At 41.2% G+C, this 18,312-nt stretch carries 20 protein-coding genes and 1 tRNA gene; 14 read left to right on the forward strand and 7 right to left on the reverse strand.

Going from position 1 to position 18,312, the window contains the following annotated elements:
- The first annotated feature begins 127 nt into the window (after nucleotides 1–127).
- From V7K31_RS04100 to V7K31_RS04140, 8 genes are all read left to right on the forward strand, one after another.
- Complete coding sequence (locus V7K31_RS04100) at nucleotides 128–1,276, forward strand: glycosyltransferase family 4 protein (RefSeq protein WP_335092751.1); 1,149 nt, start codon at nucleotides 128–130, stop codon at nucleotides 1,274–1,276.
- A 739-nt stretch (nucleotides 1,277–2,015) separates the two neighbouring features.
- Complete coding sequence (locus V7K31_RS04110) at nucleotides 2,016–3,287, forward strand: glycosyltransferase family 4 protein (protein WP_335092753.1); 1,272 nt, start codon at nucleotides 2,016–2,018, stop codon at nucleotides 3,285–3,287.
- Between the two features lie 581 nt (nucleotides 3,288–3,868).
- On the forward strand, nucleotides 3,869–4,327 hold the full coding sequence (rsfS, locus tag V7K31_RS04115) for a ribosome silencing factor (protein WP_335092754.1): 459 nt from the start codon (nucleotides 3,869–3,871) through the stop codon (nucleotides 4,325–4,327).
- Nucleotides 4,324–4,824 carry a CGLD27 family protein gene (locus V7K31_RS04120; RefSeq protein WP_335092755.1) on the forward strand — a complete coding sequence of 167 codons (501 nt, stop codon included), beginning with the start codon at nucleotides 4,324–4,326 and terminating at the stop codon, nucleotides 4,822–4,824. Before rsfS ends, V7K31_RS04120 begins: the two co-directional genes overlap by 4 nt.
- A gap of 87 nt (nucleotides 4,825–4,911) precedes the next feature.
- Entirely contained in the window at nucleotides 4,912–5,865 is a 954-nt protein-coding gene (locus V7K31_RS04125; protein ID WP_334942906.1) for an asparaginase, read from the forward strand.
- Between the two features lie 46 nt (nucleotides 5,866–5,911).
- A tRNA-Met gene (locus V7K31_RS04130) sits at nucleotides 5,912–5,988 on the forward strand.
- A gap of 104 nt (nucleotides 5,989–6,092) precedes the next feature.
- A complete protein-coding gene (locus tag V7K31_RS04135) occupies nucleotides 6,093–7,550 on the forward strand; it encodes a YcjF family protein (protein WP_335092756.1) in 1,458 nt (485 codons plus the stop codon).
- A 95-nt stretch (nucleotides 7,551–7,645) separates the two neighbouring features.
- Nucleotides 7,646–7,942 carry a hypothetical protein gene (locus V7K31_RS04140; protein ID WP_335092757.1) on the forward strand — a complete coding sequence of 99 codons (297 nt, stop codon included), beginning with the start codon at nucleotides 7,646–7,648 and terminating at the stop codon, nucleotides 7,940–7,942.
- A gap of 74 nt (nucleotides 7,943–8,016) precedes the next feature.
- Here V7K31_RS04140 and V7K31_RS04145 read toward each other — a convergent pair whose 3' ends face one another.
- The gene (locus V7K31_RS04145; protein ID WP_335092758.1) at nucleotides 8,017–9,066 is read right to left on the reverse strand and encodes a sugar transferase; all 1,050 of its coding nucleotides are present in this window, start codon (nucleotides 9,064–9,066) and stop codon (nucleotides 8,017–8,019) included.
- 198 nt (nucleotides 9,067–9,264) lie between these two features.
- On the opposite strand from V7K31_RS04145, the gene V7K31_RS04150 reads away from it, so the two are divergent.
- Both V7K31_RS04150 and V7K31_RS04155 read left to right on the forward strand, forming a co-directional pair.
- A complete protein-coding gene (locus V7K31_RS04150) occupies nucleotides 9,265–10,062 on the forward strand; it encodes a 7-carboxy-7-deazaguanine synthase QueE (RefSeq protein WP_335092759.1) in 798 nt (265 codons plus the stop codon).
- Nucleotides 10,063–10,199: 137 nt separating this feature from the next.
- On the forward strand, nucleotides 10,200–10,331 hold the full coding sequence (locus V7K31_RS04155) for a hypothetical protein (RefSeq protein ID WP_335092760.1): 132 nt from the start codon (nucleotides 10,200–10,202) through the stop codon (nucleotides 10,329–10,331).
- 46 nt (nucleotides 10,332–10,377) lie between these two features.
- Here the strand turns inward: V7K31_RS04155 and V7K31_RS04160 are convergent, their stop codons facing one another.
- A complete protein-coding gene (locus V7K31_RS04160; protein WP_334825458.1) occupies nucleotides 10,378–11,022 on the reverse strand; it encodes a DUF3318 domain-containing protein in 645 nt (214 codons plus the stop codon).
- Between the two features lie 314 nt (nucleotides 11,023–11,336).
- The gene (locus tag V7K31_RS04170; protein ID WP_335092761.1) at nucleotides 11,337–12,152 is read right to left on the reverse strand and encodes a methyltransferase domain-containing protein; all 816 of its coding nucleotides are present in this window, start codon (nucleotides 12,150–12,152) and stop codon (nucleotides 11,337–11,339) included.
- Nucleotides 12,153–12,255: 103 nt separating this feature from the next.
- Between V7K31_RS04170 and V7K31_RS04175 the strand changes: the two genes are divergently transcribed.
- The 3 genes from V7K31_RS04175 to V7K31_RS04185 all read left to right on the forward strand — a co-directional run bounded on the left by V7K31_RS04175 (nucleotide 12,256) and on the right by V7K31_RS04185 (nucleotide 14,020).
- On the forward strand, nucleotides 12,256–13,161 hold the full coding sequence (locus V7K31_RS04175; protein WP_335092762.1) for a LysR family transcriptional regulator: 906 nt from the start codon (nucleotides 12,256–12,258) through the stop codon (nucleotides 13,159–13,161).
- Nucleotides 13,162–13,283: 122 nt separating this feature from the next.
- A complete protein-coding gene (locus tag V7K31_RS04180) occupies nucleotides 13,284–13,700 on the forward strand; it encodes an element excision factor XisH family protein (RefSeq protein WP_335092763.1) in 417 nt (138 codons plus the stop codon).
- Complete coding sequence (locus V7K31_RS04185) at nucleotides 13,688–14,020, forward strand: XisI protein (RefSeq protein ID WP_335092764.1); 333 nt, start codon at nucleotides 13,688–13,690, stop codon at nucleotides 14,018–14,020. The genes V7K31_RS04180 and V7K31_RS04185 overlap by 13 nt, the downstream gene beginning before the upstream one ends.
- 9 nt (nucleotides 14,021–14,029) lie before the next feature.
- Here V7K31_RS04185 and V7K31_RS04190 read toward each other — a convergent pair whose 3' ends face one another.
- Nucleotides 14,030–14,275, reverse strand: a complete 246-nt coding sequence (locus tag V7K31_RS04190; protein WP_335092766.1) for a hypothetical protein — start codon at nucleotides 14,273–14,275, stop codon at nucleotides 14,030–14,032.
- A 298-nt stretch (nucleotides 14,276–14,573) separates the two neighbouring features.
- On the opposite strand from V7K31_RS04190, the gene V7K31_RS04195 reads away from it, so the two are divergent.
- Nucleotides 14,574–15,701: a hypothetical protein gene (locus tag V7K31_RS04195; protein ID WP_335092767.1), complete on the forward strand. Its 1,128-nt coding sequence runs from the start codon at nucleotides 14,574–14,576 to the stop codon at nucleotides 15,699–15,701.
- Between the two features lie 363 nt (nucleotides 15,702–16,064).
- Here V7K31_RS04195 and V7K31_RS04200 read toward each other — a convergent pair whose 3' ends face one another.
- The 3 genes from V7K31_RS04200 to V7K31_RS04210 all read right to left on the reverse strand — a co-directional run bounded on the left by V7K31_RS04200 (nucleotide 16,065) and on the right by V7K31_RS04210 (nucleotide 18,172).
- Nucleotides 16,065–16,358 (reverse strand): DUF2442 domain-containing protein, encoded by a 294-nt coding sequence (locus tag V7K31_RS04200; protein ID WP_335092768.1) that lies wholly within the window; start codon nucleotides 16,356–16,358, stop codon nucleotides 16,065–16,067.
- Between the two features lie 3 nt (nucleotides 16,359–16,361).
- Nucleotides 16,362–16,604 (reverse strand): DUF4160 domain-containing protein, encoded by a 243-nt coding sequence (locus V7K31_RS04205; RefSeq protein WP_335092769.1) that lies wholly within the window; start codon nucleotides 16,602–16,604, stop codon nucleotides 16,362–16,364.
- Nucleotides 16,605–16,768: 164 nt separating this feature from the next.
- The gene (locus V7K31_RS04210) at nucleotides 16,769–18,172 is read right to left on the reverse strand and encodes a ferredoxin:protochlorophyllide reductase (ATP-dependent) subunit N (RefSeq protein WP_335092770.1); all 1,404 of its coding nucleotides are present in this window, start codon (nucleotides 18,170–18,172) and stop codon (nucleotides 16,769–16,771) included.
- Nucleotides 18,173–18,312: the final 140 nt, after the last annotated feature.

The raw sequence follows: 18,312 nt of genomic DNA on the forward strand, positions 1-18,312 counted from the left end.
TTAAACTATATCGTGGTGGGAATCTTTAATAACTAAAAAAACCAGCAAGTATAGCTAGATAAAATAAAAATCACAAAAAATACACAAGTAATATATCAAACCCGCTTTTCTTACAGCTAAATAAAGAATGCGTATAGCCTGGATTGGAAAAAAATCGCCCTTTTGCGGCAATGTCACCTACAGTCGAGAAATTACAAATGCCTTGCTAGATAGGGGACATCAAGTGAGCTTTCTTCACTTCGCCCAAGAAGAGTCTGAACCTGACAATTGGCCAAATCTTCGAGAGGTTTCCCTGCCTTTCATTTACAAGTCCCAGGTTTACACAATTCCTACTTTTAAAGCAACCAAAGTTTTAACCGATTCGCTGCGGAAAATCAAGCCAGATATAGTCCATGCTTCCTTGACGCTATCTCCTCTAGACTTTTTTCTACCAGAAATCTGTGAGGAGCTGAGGTTGCCCCTAATTGCCACTTTTCACACACCCTTTGCTGGCAAGGGGGCAAAGCTGATATCGGGAACACAACTTTTGGCTTATCAGCTCTATGCACCTTTTTTAGTTAACTACGATCGCGTGATTGTATTTTCCCAAATTCAGCGAGAATTATTGGCAGGGATGGGTGTGAGGAAAGAAAATATTGCCGTAATTCCCAACGGTGTTGATACCGCTAAGTATTCTCCAGGACTTTCTAAAATTAAAGCAGAATTTAAAGCCGAACGCTTGTTTGTCTATCAAGGTCGCATAGCCCCAGAGAAAAATGTTGAAGCTCTCCTCCGGGCTTGGAAGCAGTCTGCAATGGAACCTGGTACTAAGTTATTGATTGTTGGTGACGGCCCTTTGAAGTCTTCTTTAGAGCCGTTTTTTGGTTCAGAATACGGCATTATCTGGTTGGGATTTGTCGCTGATGAAGACCGACGCATCGAAATTTTGCGGGGCGCAGATGTATTTGTTTTACCTTCATTGGTAGAAGGTTTGTCCCTATCTCTGTTAGAAGCAATGTCATGTGGGCTAGCTTGTTTGGCAACAGATGTGGGTGCAGATGGAGAAGTATTAGAAAAGGGCGCCGGTGTAGTTATTAATACCAAAACAGCGCGATCGCAATTAAGAACCCTCTTGCCAGTATTCCAAGACCATCCAGAGTTAACAACCCTACTGGGGCAAAAAGCCAGACAGCGTGTATTAGACCGCTATACCCTTAGTAAAAATATTACTCTGCTCGAAGAACTTTATAAAGAAGTTTTAGCACAGCGACCTCTACCGCTAAGTCGTAGAGCATAGCGAAAGAGAAGAAGTGCGATGAAAATCGCATCCTTCAAATCTTTGAGAAAAATACTAGCTTCTCTCAAATCAACCCTGCTAAAGTGCTGCTTTGCAGCATCATATCTTTGGAATAACTCTTCACCACCCATAATTTAACTCTGGCATCAAGCAAGACATAAAATATGATTTTACCAAGGAAAATATACCTCAGTTAGTAACTTTTGATTACCAACTTTTATTCGTATATCCTTGAGAAAATTGTTTCGGAAACCAATGGGAATAATTCTTTCTCTATCTGGGGTACACCTCCGTTATCATACCCTGATTCTGGCAATGGTAGATTCATAACCGGCCATGAATGACGAAAAAATTTTATTAACATAAATAATATTAAAACCACTGGTTTCAAAACCTAAATCTATAAATCCTGAACCAGCAAAAAAGAACAAAATACAAAAGCGATCGCTCATTCAATAACGACTATTGTCAAACAGTCTTAATTAATATCGGAAGACTTAGGGTTTCTACTTACGTACCAATCATAAATATACATTTGAAATGCTGCTTAAATAATCAAAAAAATTCACAGTTTATCTAAGTATTTAATATCAAAGTTTACTCAATCTTTAAGGAAAATACCTGACATAGAAACAGTCTGAAGCGACAATTAAATATAGGGGTTTCCAAGCTCCAAATCATGTTTAAGACAAATATTTGTCATTAAATAAAAAACCGGGGTACTTCGGACTAATTTTTTATGCGAATTTTAATTTACTCCTACAACTACTATCCAGAGCCAATTGGTATTGCCCCACTGATGACTGAACTAGCAGAGGGCCTAGTGAAGCGTGGGCATGAAGTGCGCGTAGTCACCGCTATGCCCAACTACCCTGAGCGTCAAATTTACCAGGAATATCGGGGCAAGTGGTATCTCAACGAATACAAAAATGGCGTTCAAATTCAACGCAGTTATGTTTGGATTCGTCCACAACCCAACCTATTAGATCGGGTATTGCTAGATGCTAGTTTCCTTGTCACTAGTTTTTTGCCCGCCCTCTTCGGTTGGCGTCCAGATGTGATTCTCTCAACATCGCCATCTTTGCCAAGTTGTATACCAGTTGCTCTTTTAGGATGGTTACGTGCTTGTCCTGTGATCTTAAATCTACAAGATATATTACCAGAAGCAGCCGTCCATGTGGGTCTACTGAAAAATAAATTGCTGATCCAGTTGTTTACATTATTGGAAAAATTTGCCTACCATACTGCCAGCAAAATTAGCGTCATCGCCGATGGGTTTGTAGATAATTTGCGATCTAAGGGCGTAGAAGCTGACAAAATTGTACAAATTCCCAACTGGGTTGACGTAAATTTTATCCGCCCTTTGCCTAAAAAAGATAACCCTTTTCGCGTAGCACATAATCTGAATGGGAAATTTGTAGTACTTTATTCTGGTAATATTGCTCTAACCCAAGGCTTAGAAAGCGTCGTTAAAGCTGCTTCTGTGTTGTGCCATATCCCAGATATTGTTTTTGTCATCGTTGGAGAGGCAAAAGGTTTGCAGCGATTGCAACAGGAATGTCTAGACTGCGGCGCAGATAATGTTTTGCTACTGCCATTTCAACCGCGCAAATCTTTGCCACAAATGTTGGCAGCTGCCGATGTTGGCTTGGTGGTGCAAAAGAAAAATATTGTATCCTTTAATATGCCGTCAAAAATTCAAGTGCTACTTGCCAGTGGTCGGGCTTTGGTTGCCTCTGTCCCTGACAATGGTACAGCAGCAAAAGCCATCAGACAAAGTGGCGGCGGAGTTATCGTTCCTCCAGAAGATCCCCAAGCTTTAGCAATGGCAATTTTAGATTTGTACCAAAACCCCGAAAAAGTCAAAACTCTTGGTTATAAAAGTCGTCAATATGCCGTTGAAAACTATGCTTTTGAGCAAGCTTTAAATCAGTATGAGTCGTTGTGTTACTCATTGACGGCAAATACTGGAGCAATTCAGTCTGCAAGAGTTACAAAACAAGAAGTTTAATCTCCGGCAGTAGAGTTGGATTACATACCCCCGCTTTTAGTGTGATTATACTTATGAAAATCGCAATTCTAGCCTCGGTATCTAAATAGCAACAGACTTTGAGGGTACTTAATTATACTTATAAATATACAGGAATAAATCAACCTATGTTACGTAATGTAACATAGGTTGATTTATTCTTGCCCACTGACTTACCTGCAAATTATTAGTACAGCATGGCGGAAATAACTATCCAGTTGAAAAAGGTAACAAAAACTTAATTTAAATGCCTTCTTTCCTTCTGCCTCATGCCTTCTTGCACTAGCTTTACAATATTAGGCTATTTGATTAGTCTGCGATTATTTTTGCCAGAAATTCTTGCTGGAAAGCTATTGGTTGATTTATTGCTGTACAATAACCATTCGCAACTGCTGATTGCTGATGTCGAAATCTAAACAGCCAATTATCAAACTAGCCACATAGACACCTGTTTTTTTGTTAGTATTCAAAAAAACCTATTGACACATTTTCAGATCAATTGTTTGTTGTTTGTCAGTAAATGTAAACAATTGTTTCAAAAGAAAGAAAGCACCTGAGGTTTAATGACTGATTATTTCCAAGGAAATTTCCCATTACAATCTGTCCCACTGACGAAGAGTGTGGTAAAGAGCCACGTCCAAACCGAAGAAGCGAGCGGAGTATTAGCTGCAACGATCGCTGCTGCGGCATCAGATCGCAAAGCAGGTGAGATTATATTGCTCAAAGTAGCAGAGGTATCTTACCTGGCTGATTACTTTGTGATGATGACGGGCTATTCTAGGGTACAAGTAAGGGCGATCGCTCAAGCAATTGAAGGAAAAGTCGAAACTGAGTTGCAACGGCGTCCTTTAAGGACAGAAGGAAAAGCCGAGGGGAGTTGGGTACTACAAGACTACGGTGATGTGATCGTTCACATCATGACACCCAAGGAACGGGAGTTTTATAATTTAGAAGCGTTCTGGATTCATGCAGAGCGTATTTCCCTTCCAGAATCTGATGAGGGTGAAGGTAAGCCAACATGATTAGGTCTTCGGTTTCAAATTGCCCAGTTCCTACAGACCAACAACCGCTCAATGAATACGAAGAGTTAAAAACTTCCTGGCTGTTTCGTGATAGCACTTTAGATTGGCGCGAGTATATCACGAAAATTGTTTGGATTTGGGGTTTATCTTGGCTCTTAGCAGGGCCTATAGCTGCGGCAAGTTTTCCTCCTCACAAGTATATTGCACATTTTATCCTCTGTGGTGGAGCCGGAGCGAGTGTCGGGGTAGTACTAGCACTGGTAAGGTTATACTTAGGCTGGTTCTACGTGTGCGATCGCCTTTGCAGTCCCACAGTATTTTATGAAGAGTCAGGCTGGTATGACGGTCAAACTTGGACGAAGCCACAGGAACTCCTCAATCGCGATCGCTTAATTGTTGCATACGAAATCAAACCCATTCTGCGGCGGTTACAAATTACCTTTGCTGGCTTGGCGGGAATGTACGTTACTGGTACTATAGTTTGGCATTTGTTTTAAAGAGTCATTAGTCATTAGTCATTAGCTAAGAACTAATGACTAATGACTAATGACTAATTAATTAAAAAAGGTGATAAATATAAACCCATGACAATGGGAAAACGAACTCAAGCCACAGCACTGGAAGTCCGGTTGCTGCGGGAAGGTATTATTGAATCTAGGCATATAGTCCAAGCTGTTGTATGCGACGAACGAGGACGGGTTCTAACCGTTGCCGGAAATTCTGAAACTGCTGCATTTATCCGTTCAGCCCTCAAACCATTTCAGGCACTCGCAGTAACCACAACTGGTACACTGGAACGCTATGACCTCAGCGATCGCGACTTAGCAATTATCACGAGTTCCCACAAAGGAACAATAGAGCAAGTCCGACAAGTATTTAACATCCTTTGGCGGGCTGATCTTGACCCAACTGTACTCCAATGCCCAATTCCTGAAGGCAAGCGGAGTCCTCTGGAATACAATTGCTCTGGAAAACATGCAGGGATGTTAGCCGTTTGTCAGCAACGCCATTGGCCTTTGAATAACTACTTGGAACGCAAGCACCCAATACAGCAATTAATTTTGGGCAAAGTAGCAGAGTTGCTGCGAATGCCAGCTGAGGAGTTTATTAGCGCTCATGATGATTGTGGCGCACCAACTTATCTGATGCAACTTGGTCATATGGCATCTTTGTATGCGCTGTTAGCCTCTAGTACCAACTTGGATCTGGAGCGCATTGTCCGTGCTATGACTCATCACCCGGCTATGGTAGCAGGAGATGGAGAATTTGATACCGAACTGATGCGTTTAGCTCCAGGAGAACTGGTGAGCAAAGCTGGTGCAGAAGGAGTGCAGTGTATCGGTAGACTCGGTGAAGGTATGGGATTGGCAATCAAAGTCATGGATGGGGCAAAACGGGCAAAACATGCCGTTGCTATTCACTTACTCCAGCAAATGGGTTGGATTAGTCCCAGTGCTGCACAAAGCCTCTCAGAAAAGTTTGTCACCTTGGGAAAATACAAGCGTTTAGAAGTAATTGGAGAATTATCATTTTTGTAGTTGCCAAACTCTTGACTATAGGTTATGCTATAAAAGTCAAGAGCGACGCGGGATAGAGCAGCCTGGTAGCTCGTCGGGCTCATAACCCGAAGGTCAGTGGTTCAAATCCACTTCCCGCCACCAAATGAAAGATAAAACAAAAACCCTACAATCAGTAAAGATTGGAGGGTTTTGTTTTATTTTGATCTATTCTGGAAGAAATAGCCATCTAAAAGGCGCGGAGAATCATGGTTGTGAAGTTGCAGCGACCAATTTTAGTAGGAGGATTGGGACTGTCCTTTTCTCTGTGGATGTTGGACAGTTGGCACGATTCTATAGTGCAGGTGGGTGAGTTTGGTTTATTGAGTGCCTTAGCTGTAGGCGGTGGTTTGTGGTTATTCCAGCAAAATCGCCCGAAAGACAGTTTAGCGCAACTAGATGGTATGCTCGTAGATCGCGCGACTGTGGAAAGTGCGATCGCTAAAACTGAAACTGTAATTAACCAACTGGCACAAGAATCAGAAAACCATCCAGCATTAGCGACACTGCGAGAACAAGTTGCCCAATTGTTGTTGGAATTAGACAGACAAAAAATTAAAGTGGCAGTGACTGGCGGTAAATCCGTGGGTAAAAGCACTTTAATTCAAGTGTTAAAGCAAAATCTAGAGACACAAAATTTGGTGTCTTTAGAAGAGACAGCACCTTTGTTTAGAGAAACTGGGGATAATTCAGATGCAGATGTTTTAGCAGAAGTTGCAAAATCTGATTTTGTTCTGTTCTTGACAAACGGTGATTTGACAGACTCAGAATTTCAAACCTTACAGCAGCTAAAGGCAGCAAATCAGCCCACAATGCTGGTTTTCAACAAACAAGATCAGTATTTAGCCGATGAAAGCGCCAGCATCTTGCTGTCATTGAAACAGCGAATGCCGGGAAATGTAATTGCAACTGCGGCCTCTCCCATTGCCATCAAAGTCCGAAAGCATGAGGCTGATGGTTCTGTGCAAGAGTGGATGGAACAACCAGCAGCGGATATCCACCAGTTGACGCAGCAGTTGGGTGAAGTTTTGGCACAGCAGGGACAACGGCTGGTTTGGGTAACTACCATGAGGAAAGCTGGGTTGTTGAAAGCTGAGGCGAAAAACTGGCTGAATGGAACTAGACGCGATCGCGCCACCCCAATTATTGAACAATATCAGTGGATAGCTGCTGCTGCTGCCTTTGCTAACCCAGTACCAGCCCTTGATATTCTGGCGACTGCGGCAATTAATGCTCAAATGGTAATGGATTTGGGTAATATCTATCAGCAGAAGTTTTCCCTGGAACAGGCACAAACCGTAGCTGGAACAATGGGAAGTTTGATGTTGAAATTGGGTTTAGTTGAACTTTCTACAAAGGCAATTAGTACTGTTCTGAAAAGTAATGCCGTTACCTTTGTTGCTGGTGGCGTAGTGCAGGGAGTAAGTGCAGCTTATCTGACTAGGGTAGCTGGGTTAAGTCTAGTTGAGTATTTCCAACAGCAGGAAATAGCCATAGATTCTGGGACTAGTTTGAATTTAGAGAATTTGCGGCAAACCTTGCAAAAGGTGTTTGGGCAAAATCAGCAAATGGCTTTCCTGCAAGGGTTTGTTAAGCAAGGCATCAAGCGTTTGTTGCCAGAGGTGCAGCAGGTTGAATTAGTTGGTGTTGAGAAGGTTGTGGGATAATCTCACGCAGAGGCGCAGAGTTTTTCTTTGCGCCTTTGCATTAGTCCGAAAAATATGGTGATCGTTGCGACTCCTGTTTTGAGGATAGGTAAATCATGAAAATGCCTTATCTTACAAACCCAGAAGGTGTTTTTAACAAAGATTTGTTAGAAACTATTGACATAAATGAGCTTCAAAACCTAGTTATTAAAACTAGACACAGGTTGGAAGAACGTATTAGTTCTCAATCTCCAGCGACTTCAAGGTTTGTACAAATAACTCATTTGGCAGCTGAAGCTGAAGCGGCTAATGAATTATCAATAAAATCTCATAAATTCCAAGAAGCAAGTAATTTAGCTTTCAAACTTGCACAAGAGTATCAGGAAAATAACCTAAAATTTACCCAAGCCTAAAATAGACTTGGGTGTATTTAAGAATTATCGTGAGAGTTGCGAGTTACCAAAAAATTGTGAATAAAGGTAGTTAACTAAACAGCACCACTGTTTCTATTAAACACAATAGCTATAGTTTTGAAAATTAACTTTAAATCGTACACCAAACTCCAATTTTTTTGATACTGCAAATCCAGGCGAATTACATCTTCAAAAGTACGGACTGTAGAACGCCCATTTACTTGCCATTCGCCAGTCATACCGGGTTTAACATCTAAACGTTGCCACTCCGGTACTTCATAGCGTTCCACTTCATCAGGTGTGGGTGGTCGGGTGCCAACTAAACTCATCTCTCCTTTGAGGACGTTCCAAAATTGGGGTAGTTCATCAAAACTCGTTCGCCGTAAAAATCGCCCGATCTTAGTAACTCTGGGGTCATTCGCATTCTTGAAAAAAGCACCTTGCACTTGGTTTTTAACTTCGGATTTCTTCGCTTCCGCATCCACACACATCGAGCGGAATTTCCAAATCTTAAACCGCTTCCCCATCCAACCACACCGATTTTGACTAAAGAAAATTGGACCAGGATCATTAATTTGAATAGCGATCGCAATCGGAATAAACAAAACTCCTGTAATTAATAAACCAATTACTGACCCTACAATGTCTAATAACCGTTTCATCCAAGATGCCACAGAAGGGTGAGTAGTGGGTAACTGCTCTACTCTACGGGAAGTTGTCTTGCGATTATCTACTAAGTCTTCTTGTTCTATTAGCGAGCCATCGTCCACAGACTCAAGGGGAAAAACTTGATCCAATCCGGTGAGTTTTAGGACTGCCATTACTTGAGGTGTTACATTCCGCAGTGTGAATGTAATCTCTCTCGCCTGGGCATATTTAAAATTACTGACCAGGGCACCTAAACCACTACTATCAATAAAAGTAGTTTGGTGAAAATCAATGATGATTTGTTTAGGATGTGAATTCGGCTGGATTAAGCCTTGGCAGGTTTGCTTAAAGCCTAAAGCCTCCAGCACGCTTAACCGCGTCGGCATCTGCACTATAGCCGTGTCGTTTAGGGAATTAACTGGAAAATCGACCTCTGTCGGTTGGCTAGTCATGAAGCTCTGCACTTTCGTTGCCATGTATAATGTAATCTGCCAAACATTATTTTGTCCTAGAAAATTACTTAACCTAATATCGGAATCAGTAGTAATAAGGACTAATTGCTATTTACCGGGGCTGAGATTGGAGATCGCTAGCGACGATTCACAATAGAACAAGAAGCCAAAAAACATCCTTGCTGTTGTGCCGACGCAGTGCGATCGCCCTGCTCTGATCAAATGATTGCTAAAACTACGGTTACACCTACTGCACGCCTGATTGAGGTCTTTTCTGCCATTCAAGGAGAAGGACTGAATGTAGGGACACGTCAGATTTTTATTCGTTTTGCTTTGTGTGATTTGCGCTGTCACTTTTGTGATAGTGCCCAGACTTGGAATACACCTGCGACTTGTCGGATAGAGCGATCGCCTGGATTGCGCGACTTTGAAATCCACTCTAACCCTGTCCCATTACCAATATTAATGGAATGGGTGGAACGACAAAATCTACCTTGTCTACACGATAGCATTAGCTTAACGGGAGGTGAACCACTTCTTCATGCCCCATTTTTAACGCAGTTTCTACCCCAAGTGAGAGCCATAACTGGTCTACCTATATACTTAGAAACTGGCGGACATCGCCCAGAACAACTAGCGATGATTCTCCCCTACTTAGACTCTGTTGGTATGGATTTCAAATTGCCCAGTGTTAGCGGGGAAAGTCATTGGCAAGAACATACTAAATTTCTCCAATTATGTCATGACTCATATTTAAATGTTTTTGTCAAGATAATTGTGTCTCAAAACACAGATCCCGCCGAGTTAGAACGTTCAGCTTTGCTGGTGGCAGAGGTTAGTCCAGATATCTCAGTATTTTTACAACCTGTTACGCCTTTGGCAGCATTTGAACAATTTTCCCCAATCCCTGTGCTTGCGCCTTCGAGCGATCAAGTTTTGACGTGGCAAGCTTTAATGAAGCGGTTTATCAAGCATGTGCGTGTGATCCCCCAGACGCATAAAATGCTGAACCAGCTGTAAAATTTGAGTTTTACAAAGATATAGTCAAGAAAAAAGTAAGATTTTATGAAATCGTCATTGGGCTGCTGCTAATCTGGGAGGCAGCAACCCCCTCAGTAGGCATTCTCAGTCTCCGACTGGAACGAGGAAAACGTTTCATGTCAAAGTCTGAAGGGATTTGTGCCACCAAAAAAAGTACCAAAATCAACGGCAAAGGCTGGACTAATACTTTTTGGTTTGGATATGTTCTAGTTAAAGCGGCGTTTCAAGTCTGTTTAAAACTAATTTAGGTATTTTGTGGGGTGGGCAATACCCACCCAACCTAATTTCTGGTTTTTACAGTGAGTCCTCATCTGTCGTTTTGGATTTAGCTTTTGCCTTATTGGCACTGCGTTTGAGGGCAGAGAGCCTTGCTTCGTATTTCGACCGTTGGCGCTTACTAGGAGTGTTGTCAATCAGGGTTTTCAAGGCGCTACCGAGACTCTTGTAGGCATTGGGGAGGCTATAACCAAAACGAGTTGCCAAAGCGATCGCTTTCTCATCAGCATTGAGCAATTCTTTTAGTTGCTTTTCCCCACTATTCTTTTGGTACAGTCGCCAGCCTGACACGCCACATAGCGACAAAGCTAACACCAGCAGCAATCCATCTTGTACCCACAATTCGCCCACAGCACCACCTAAACCGATGGCTAGTGCTGCCATTTCCCAACCATCTTTAGGAATTGTGTCATTTTGAACGCGGGCAACTTCATGCCAGAACAGCAGATTACGCTGATCCATTGCGAGGGCGTCCCATTTCACCAAATCAATTTGAATTTCTACCTGGTCTTTACCAATTTCTTCGCAGCGAACTAGGGGTGGATTGACGTCAGTTGTGCCTTCAACCGTGACCCAGCTCTGTAATTCTGGCGGTAGTAAGCCTTTCAACCGCCGAAGTTCACTCATTTCCGCTTTGGCAGAGGAGGTTGCATAGGATGTCATAATATCCAGCCCCAGAAAATTTCAGTATATAGTGAGGGTATCACTTTGGAGTATAGCGATTTAAGTGATGATCCGTCTCACTCGCTCTTAAAACTTCCTCGCTTTTTTCGCGCTTCCATTGCTTTTTCCAGTAAATCTAGCAATCCTGGAGCTTATTCTTAGATACTGAGTAACAATCTTTCCCAAGTTCTATATTTCCCGGATCAAGACCTGTTACCATTACTTCTTTCAGGCGAGGTGTCGCTATGCCAACCCCAAAGAAGAAAGAACACGCAAGTTTTTGTCACAAATTCTCTAGAAAATCTTTAATTAATCTAACCTTTGCATCCTACAACTTCGCACCAAGCTTGAGCAAAAAATCCATCTGGATGCTGACTCCATTCCCGTAAAGCACAGCTCATAGCTGTAAGCGTAGGCGTAGCCCCCCGCAGGCATCGCTCATCAGTCCAACCTTTTTCCACAGCTTGATCGTCTTTTGCAGAAGCCTCAATTAGCAGCGCCAAATATTCTGTAGCTTCACTCAGAGGCTCATAACATTGATAAGAAGCCGAAGCTTTGATATTAGTAAACCCACTTTGGCGCAGCAGAGCGCGTAACTCTCTACCTACGTAAGGATTACCAGAATTTTGCTGCTGGAGCCACTTGTAATAAGAAAATGCTTTTTCCAGTTCTGGTGTAGACGGCGCAATCAAAAACCCGCCCCAGTCAGGACTACGAAGCCCAACAATTCCCCCCGGTTTCAAAACTCGCCACAGTTCCCGTAACGCCTGCGCTGGTTCTTGAAGATGCTCAAATAGTGCATGGGAAAAGATTGCATCAAATGAGTTATCCGGGAAGGGTAAAGCATAAATATTCGCCTCCAGAAAATTAGCATTACTGACAGCTTGGGTGAAAGCACTTTCAGCAGCTATCCGAATTTGAGAGGCTTCTCGATCAATACCTGTAAGCGTACCAGGAGCGATCGCTTTTGCTAAACCTAAAGCGATCGCACCAGGGCCACAACCACAATCTAGTAATTTCATCCCTGGACGTAGATAAGGCGTAAAAAACGCAGCATGAGTATTTGCGCTGCGATTTGCCATAAAATTTGTCGCATTGCTCGAATAGCCTGGAGTATACTTTTCCGGCATAGCTTTGACTCCCTACGATGTCTGTATAAGTATCATAGGTAGGTAGTTTTGAGATGTCCAATATATATTTATAGAGAATTGATACTTATAAAATATCAAAAAAATGGAATTGCGACACCTGCGCTACTTTATTGCTGTAGCTGAAGAACTGCACTTCAGTAGAGCCGCCGAGCGATTGCACATCGCTCAACCGCCCTTAAGCCAACAAATTCAGCAATTAGAGGCGCAATTGGGAGTAGAACTGTTTCAGCGCAAAACCAAGCGACAGGTGCAATTAACAGAAGCAGGGCAAGTTTTTTTGCAAGAGGCTTATCAACTTTTGACTCAACTGGAAAAAGCAATTGAGCTAACCCAAAAAATAGGAAGAGGTGAGAAGGGACAACTACGAATCGGGTTTACTAGCTTAGTAACTTATGATTTGCTTCCTGTGATTTTGCGGCGGTTTCGAGAACAGTTTCCAGAAGTAGAGTTGGTATTGCAGGAATTAACCACAACTCAGCAAGAACAAGCGCTACAGGATAGCCGTATCCATGTAGGCTTTGCCCATCCACCCTTAGAAGACAACACACTCAATCAAGAGTGCATTCAGCAAGAAGCTCTAATTGTGGCTATGTTGGAAACTCATCCCTTAGCTGAACAAGAGTGTATCTCAGTGCGATCGCTAATAAACGAAAACTTTATCATGTTCCCTCGCCATTTGGGCTTTGGACTTTACGATCAAATCGTAAGTCTTTGCCAGCAAGGAAATTTCAGCCCAAAAGTGACTCAAGAAGCGATTCAGATGCAGACGATTATCGGATTGGTGTCAGCGGGAATGGGGATTGCGATCGCGCCGTCTTCATTGCAAAATCTTCACAGAACTGGTGTAGTTTATCGGACTCTGGAAGAGAAAACACCATTAGTAGAAACGGCTATAGTATGGCGGGAAGAGGATATGACACCTGTACTAAGGGAATTTCTGCAAGTTGTCAGGGGTATCTGTTGGCAAATAAGGACTATCACGATCTAGCTTTATTTTTGCCAATCTACCAATCTACATTATTTCGTGAAAAAAAGTTTCGCTAGATTGTCAATGTATTATTAAAATGGAAATTCTTAAATCAAGCACCGCCATAAATTGGAATTAAACCTGTGTCTGCTAAAGATGCCTTTCATACAGTTGTCAAAACAGCACTTGAGAAAGAAGGGTGGTTAATTACTCATGATCCTTATGCTCTCCAGGCAGGAACCCTTGAGCTATATGTTGATTTAGGAGCAGAAAAAGTTATTGCAGCCGAAAAACAAGGACAAAAAATAGCTGTTGAAATTAAAAGTTTTCTAAGTCCGTCAAAAATCACAGAACTTTATGCTGCATTAGGACAATTTATCATTTACCGAATTGCTTTACAAAAACAAGAAGCCAATCGCACTTTATATTTAGCAGTTCCTAGTACTGTTTACAATAATTTTTTTATACTTCCATTTATCCAATCTGTAATTAAAAGTAATCAACTCTGTTTACTAATTTATAATATTGAACAGGAGGCGATTGACCAATGGCAAAGCTAGACGAATATAGACAATATATTAAGAATTTGCTGCAACAACACGCCAGCATCGTTTGGGATAATCGCATTCAAGCACAGACAATTTTTGATCCAGAACACGATCATTATCAATTAGTTTATGTAGGTTGGCGCGATCAAGACCGCATATATGGGCCTGTTCTTCATCTAGATATTATTGACGATAAAATCTGGATTCAGCAAGATGGGACAGAGGTAGGAATTGCTAATGAATTGGTTGAATTAGGTGTCCCAAAAGAAGATATTGTTTTAGGTTTTCAGTTACCATCTGTGCGTAAATATACAGATTTTGCTATCAGTTAATTTAATTTATTAAAAATAGTTAAGATCATCTAAATCGACATAAATTAGGTTTCCTTTTTGTACATTCTCCAAAGCTTTGAGTAGATGCTTTTTGTTAGCTTCTGATTTCAGAAGATAGATAGTTTCATCTTCTTCAGTTGGTGTTTCAACTAACACGATGACTTCTACAACAGTTCCTTCTGGTAATTCAGTTGCAGAAAGTTCAATCTTGCCATCTTTTCCGACAATAGCCTTTTGCTTAATTCCACTAAGCATAATTTTTATTTACTCGCATATTTACCACCATATTCTAACTGTATCTGACTAAGATGAGATTTGAGCGATCGCTCTCTCATCTGCGATTTATTAATTGAGGGTGGGTTTCAAGCCGCGTTCAACGATAACTCTATCTGCGATCGCTCTGTATCTTCTGGTTAAAAAGAGCGATCGCTATTACATAAACTACAACTCAAATTGGGAATACTGAGTAAAGCGCAGGTATTTGCTGTGCAGAATCCAAGCGACTGGCTACCAGACATCACGCTGCTGAAATTTTAGCAACTAGGAGCAAATTATGAAAAATTTTACAGCAACATTTATAATTCCTAACTGGATTGCTGAGGGCTTGAAAACCCAAGTTTACGAACGTGTTGGTGGTGTAATTCGAGAAGTAGGGAGCAAAAAAGTTGTTACTTGGTTACGTGAAATATCACCACATTTGATACAAAACTCAACAATACTTTCTCAATTTGGTTCAGCTGCCACCGTTCTTAATCTTGGCGTTTCAGTAATAGGATTTGCTATGGTAATTAAGCGTTTAGGCGAAATTGAGCAACGCCTCAAAATTTTACAGCAAGATGTTAAGCAACTGAATAATAAGTTTGATTTGGCTGTTAATGCTAATTTTTGTGCAGCCCTTGACTTAGCCCGTGATGCTTTTACAATAACTAAGCCTGAAAATCGTCTTAACATGGTGAATTTAGCTATTAACCGATTTTTAGAAGCTCAACATATTTATACTGGTTATTTTGAAAGAGCATTAGAAGAAGATATTCAAGTTGCTGATGAATATCTATCATTATTATTCTTAACTTATGTAGCTAAAACGCGTTGTTATTTTGAATTGGAAGAAATTGAAACTGCGCGTCGTTGTCTGGAAGAAGGTGCAGAATTTCTTGCTAAAAGTGTAAAAAAATTTGTTGAGAAGGTATTTCCATATCTTGACCAGCAAGAGGAAGATCAGTTTTATAAAAACCACTCTCTCTTAATTCCTCCTACATATATCACTATCAATGGTGTAATTACCGGAGTACTTGGAGGTTGGACTACAGTAATACCAAAAGTAGAATCAATATTTGGAGGAATATCAATAGCACAACTTGCAGTACCACTCATACTACCAGTATTTTCCCTAGTAGGTCTAGTAGGGGGACTCATGGGAATCAATTCATCAGAAAAAGAAGAAAAACCAAAATTAACTCAACCATTCCAAAAAATTGAGGCTATGATTGAAACCTATCGTCGTTTTGAAGCTTATCAGACAGAAATAGAAGTAATATCGAAACTAGACAGCAGTTTCCAAGACTGGCTTCGATTCACTTCATCTACTGAAATAAAACTTGATCAAGCAGAATTTATCTATATAATCCCATCTGAACCTTTAGATTTACAGTTATGTAGTTATTCAATTTTTGAATACTAAGCTAAAAAACATTTAATTTGCATAATCGAATTAAACATAACTCTAGTGGGGTGGGCATATTGCCCGCCCAGGATATGCAATTTAAATGTCCGACAGGTTACTCTACTCATATAGTGGAATAGGGTTCACTTAAAGCCACAACCCTTTATCAAAGTTATTTTTTTACGAACCGCAGAGGCGCAGAGGACACAGAAAGAAGGGAGAAATCCTTACCTCTATACCTTGGCGAATTGCATTGTCTATATCCTCAATAGTTTTAGGTTTTCCTGGATATTTTAAGCAACCTGCTACATCATCTAATTTAGTTACTGAAAAAAATTACTAGGATTTAATAAATCACCTACTTCTGGAATTGCCTCTATTTTAATTCCAATTTTTTTCATATTCCTCTAGATTTCTATATGTGGGAATAGATTGGTTAGTAACCACAGAATAAAGAACATCTGGGTCTAAATCTGCGCCATTATCCCAGTGAATTGTTCCCCATTCACTATTAATTTTAACAGTTTTAAAATAGTTGAAATCTTTTAAAGGTGCAAAAATTCCTGTAAATTCGATTAACTGGTTAACATCAACAATACCTTCTTTTCCATCTTCAAACCTCAAATAGAGTTCATAGTTATCGTGAGGAATAACTTCTATAATATCTTTAAGCATAATTTACTCTAATGGTTGAATTGTTTCTAAAGGATTATTTTGTCTTGCCAGTTGCCAGTTTTCTCTAAGTTCTGATTTATGCATAGCTGCCCATTCAATTACTAAACCAAGAACTCTAGGAGTGAGTTTACCTTCTAAAATTGATAAGGTTTCTATATCAATAATTGCCTTTTGCTGATTGTAGCGGACATGGAAATGAGGGGGCGGATGGTCGTTATAGTAATGATAATCCCTAAAAAACGACAAATTTCAGGCATCACATCATCTCCTCAATTATCCTGTCTATTCAGCCATACCTACCTGATTGTAACTATTTTTAGTAGCTCTTATTTTGCGCCTCTGTGAGACAAAAAAGGCGAACTTTTTGGGTTCGCCTTTATCATATACTGTTGCTCAATCCAAACCTAAATCTAAATCTTCGCTTCTTCTCTCACCAACTTATCCCAACCCAAATCTTTCAAATTATTATTTCGACGTAACGGACGAGTCACCAACTCTAACAAGTCACGCGCATTCGTAAAGCCGTGAATTTGAGCAAAAGTGAACTCCACAGACCATTTAGTATTAATACCGCGTGCTTCCAACGGGTTAGCGTGAGCCATACCAGTAATTACTAAATCTGGTTTCAACTCATAAATCCGTTGAAGTTGATTGTAATTATCCGGCTTCTCCACAATCCTTGGCAGGGGTGAATTCATTTCCTGGCAAGTTTTCTCTAACAACGCCAACTCAGCAGCTTGATAGCGCTTATCCATGTAGGGAATGCCGATTTCGTGAACAGTCATCCCACAACGGATTAAAAATCGTGCTTGGGAAACTTCCAGCAAGTTATCACCCATGAAGAATACAGATTTACCGCGAATCAGTTTCACATAATCTTCCAAGCCTGCCCAAATTTGTGCTTCCCGTTCATCCAAGCCCTTGGGAGTAATACCGAACACCGAGCAGATTTTCTCAATCCAAGCGCGGGTGCCATCGGGGCCAATGGGGAAGGGTGCGCCAATTAGTTTACACTTGCGGCGGCGCATTAAGGTGGTAGCTGTGCGGCTGAGGAAGGGGTTGACACCAGCGACATAATACCCTTCTTCCAGTACTGGCAGTTCAGTGAAGCGCTTTGCAGGTAGCCAGCCGGAAACTTTGATGCCTTGTTTCTTCAGTTCCAAGGTTAACTGAGTAACCACGGGGTCGGGAAGGGAGCCAAAGAGAACCAGTGGTGTGTGATCTACGTACTCAGATTCATCTTGGGCGACATCTTCTTTCTTCTTACCGAAGTTTAACAATTTAGCGATCGCATTCCGTTCATTTTTCTCTGTTTCCGCCACAGGAGCCTTATCAGGACAACGGTTAGCCATAGCAGCTAATACAGTGTCTTCCCCTTGGGTGAAGGCGTAATCTAGACCATTTGCACGCGCTACAACGATGGGAATACCAATTTCAGATTCCAGCTTCGGTGCCAAACCTTCCAAATCTGTTTTGATAATTTCGGTAGTGCAAGTGCCAATCCAGACAATTACACTAGGATTGCGATCGCGTTTAATTTGCAAGCACAACCGCTTTAACTCTTCATAATCATTCAGCTGTGCCGAAATATCCCCCTCTTCCAACTCTGCCATTGCATAGCGGGGTTCAGCAAAAATCATCACCCCCATCGCGTTTTGCAGGAAGTAGCCACAAGTTTTTGTCCCAATCACCAAAAAGAAGCTATCTTCAATTTTTTGGTATAACCACGCCACGCAGCTAATTGGGCAAAAGGTATGGTAATTCCCAGTTTCACATTCAAAGCTTAAAGCTTCCGGTTGTTGAGCGACAGTCATTTTGGTTTTTTCTCCCCTTGATATTTAATGGCAGGTCAACCAATTTTAGATTTTAGATTGACAATTTTGGATTGAAGACTGGGACAACAAAAGTATCCTATGTCTGACGACAATTTCCCTAATTCCTAATCCAAAACCCA

It is taken from the genome of Nostoc sp. (assembly GCF_036917675.1).
Lineage (GTDB): Bacteria > Cyanobacteriota > Cyanobacteriia > Cyanobacteriales > Nostocaceae > Nostoc.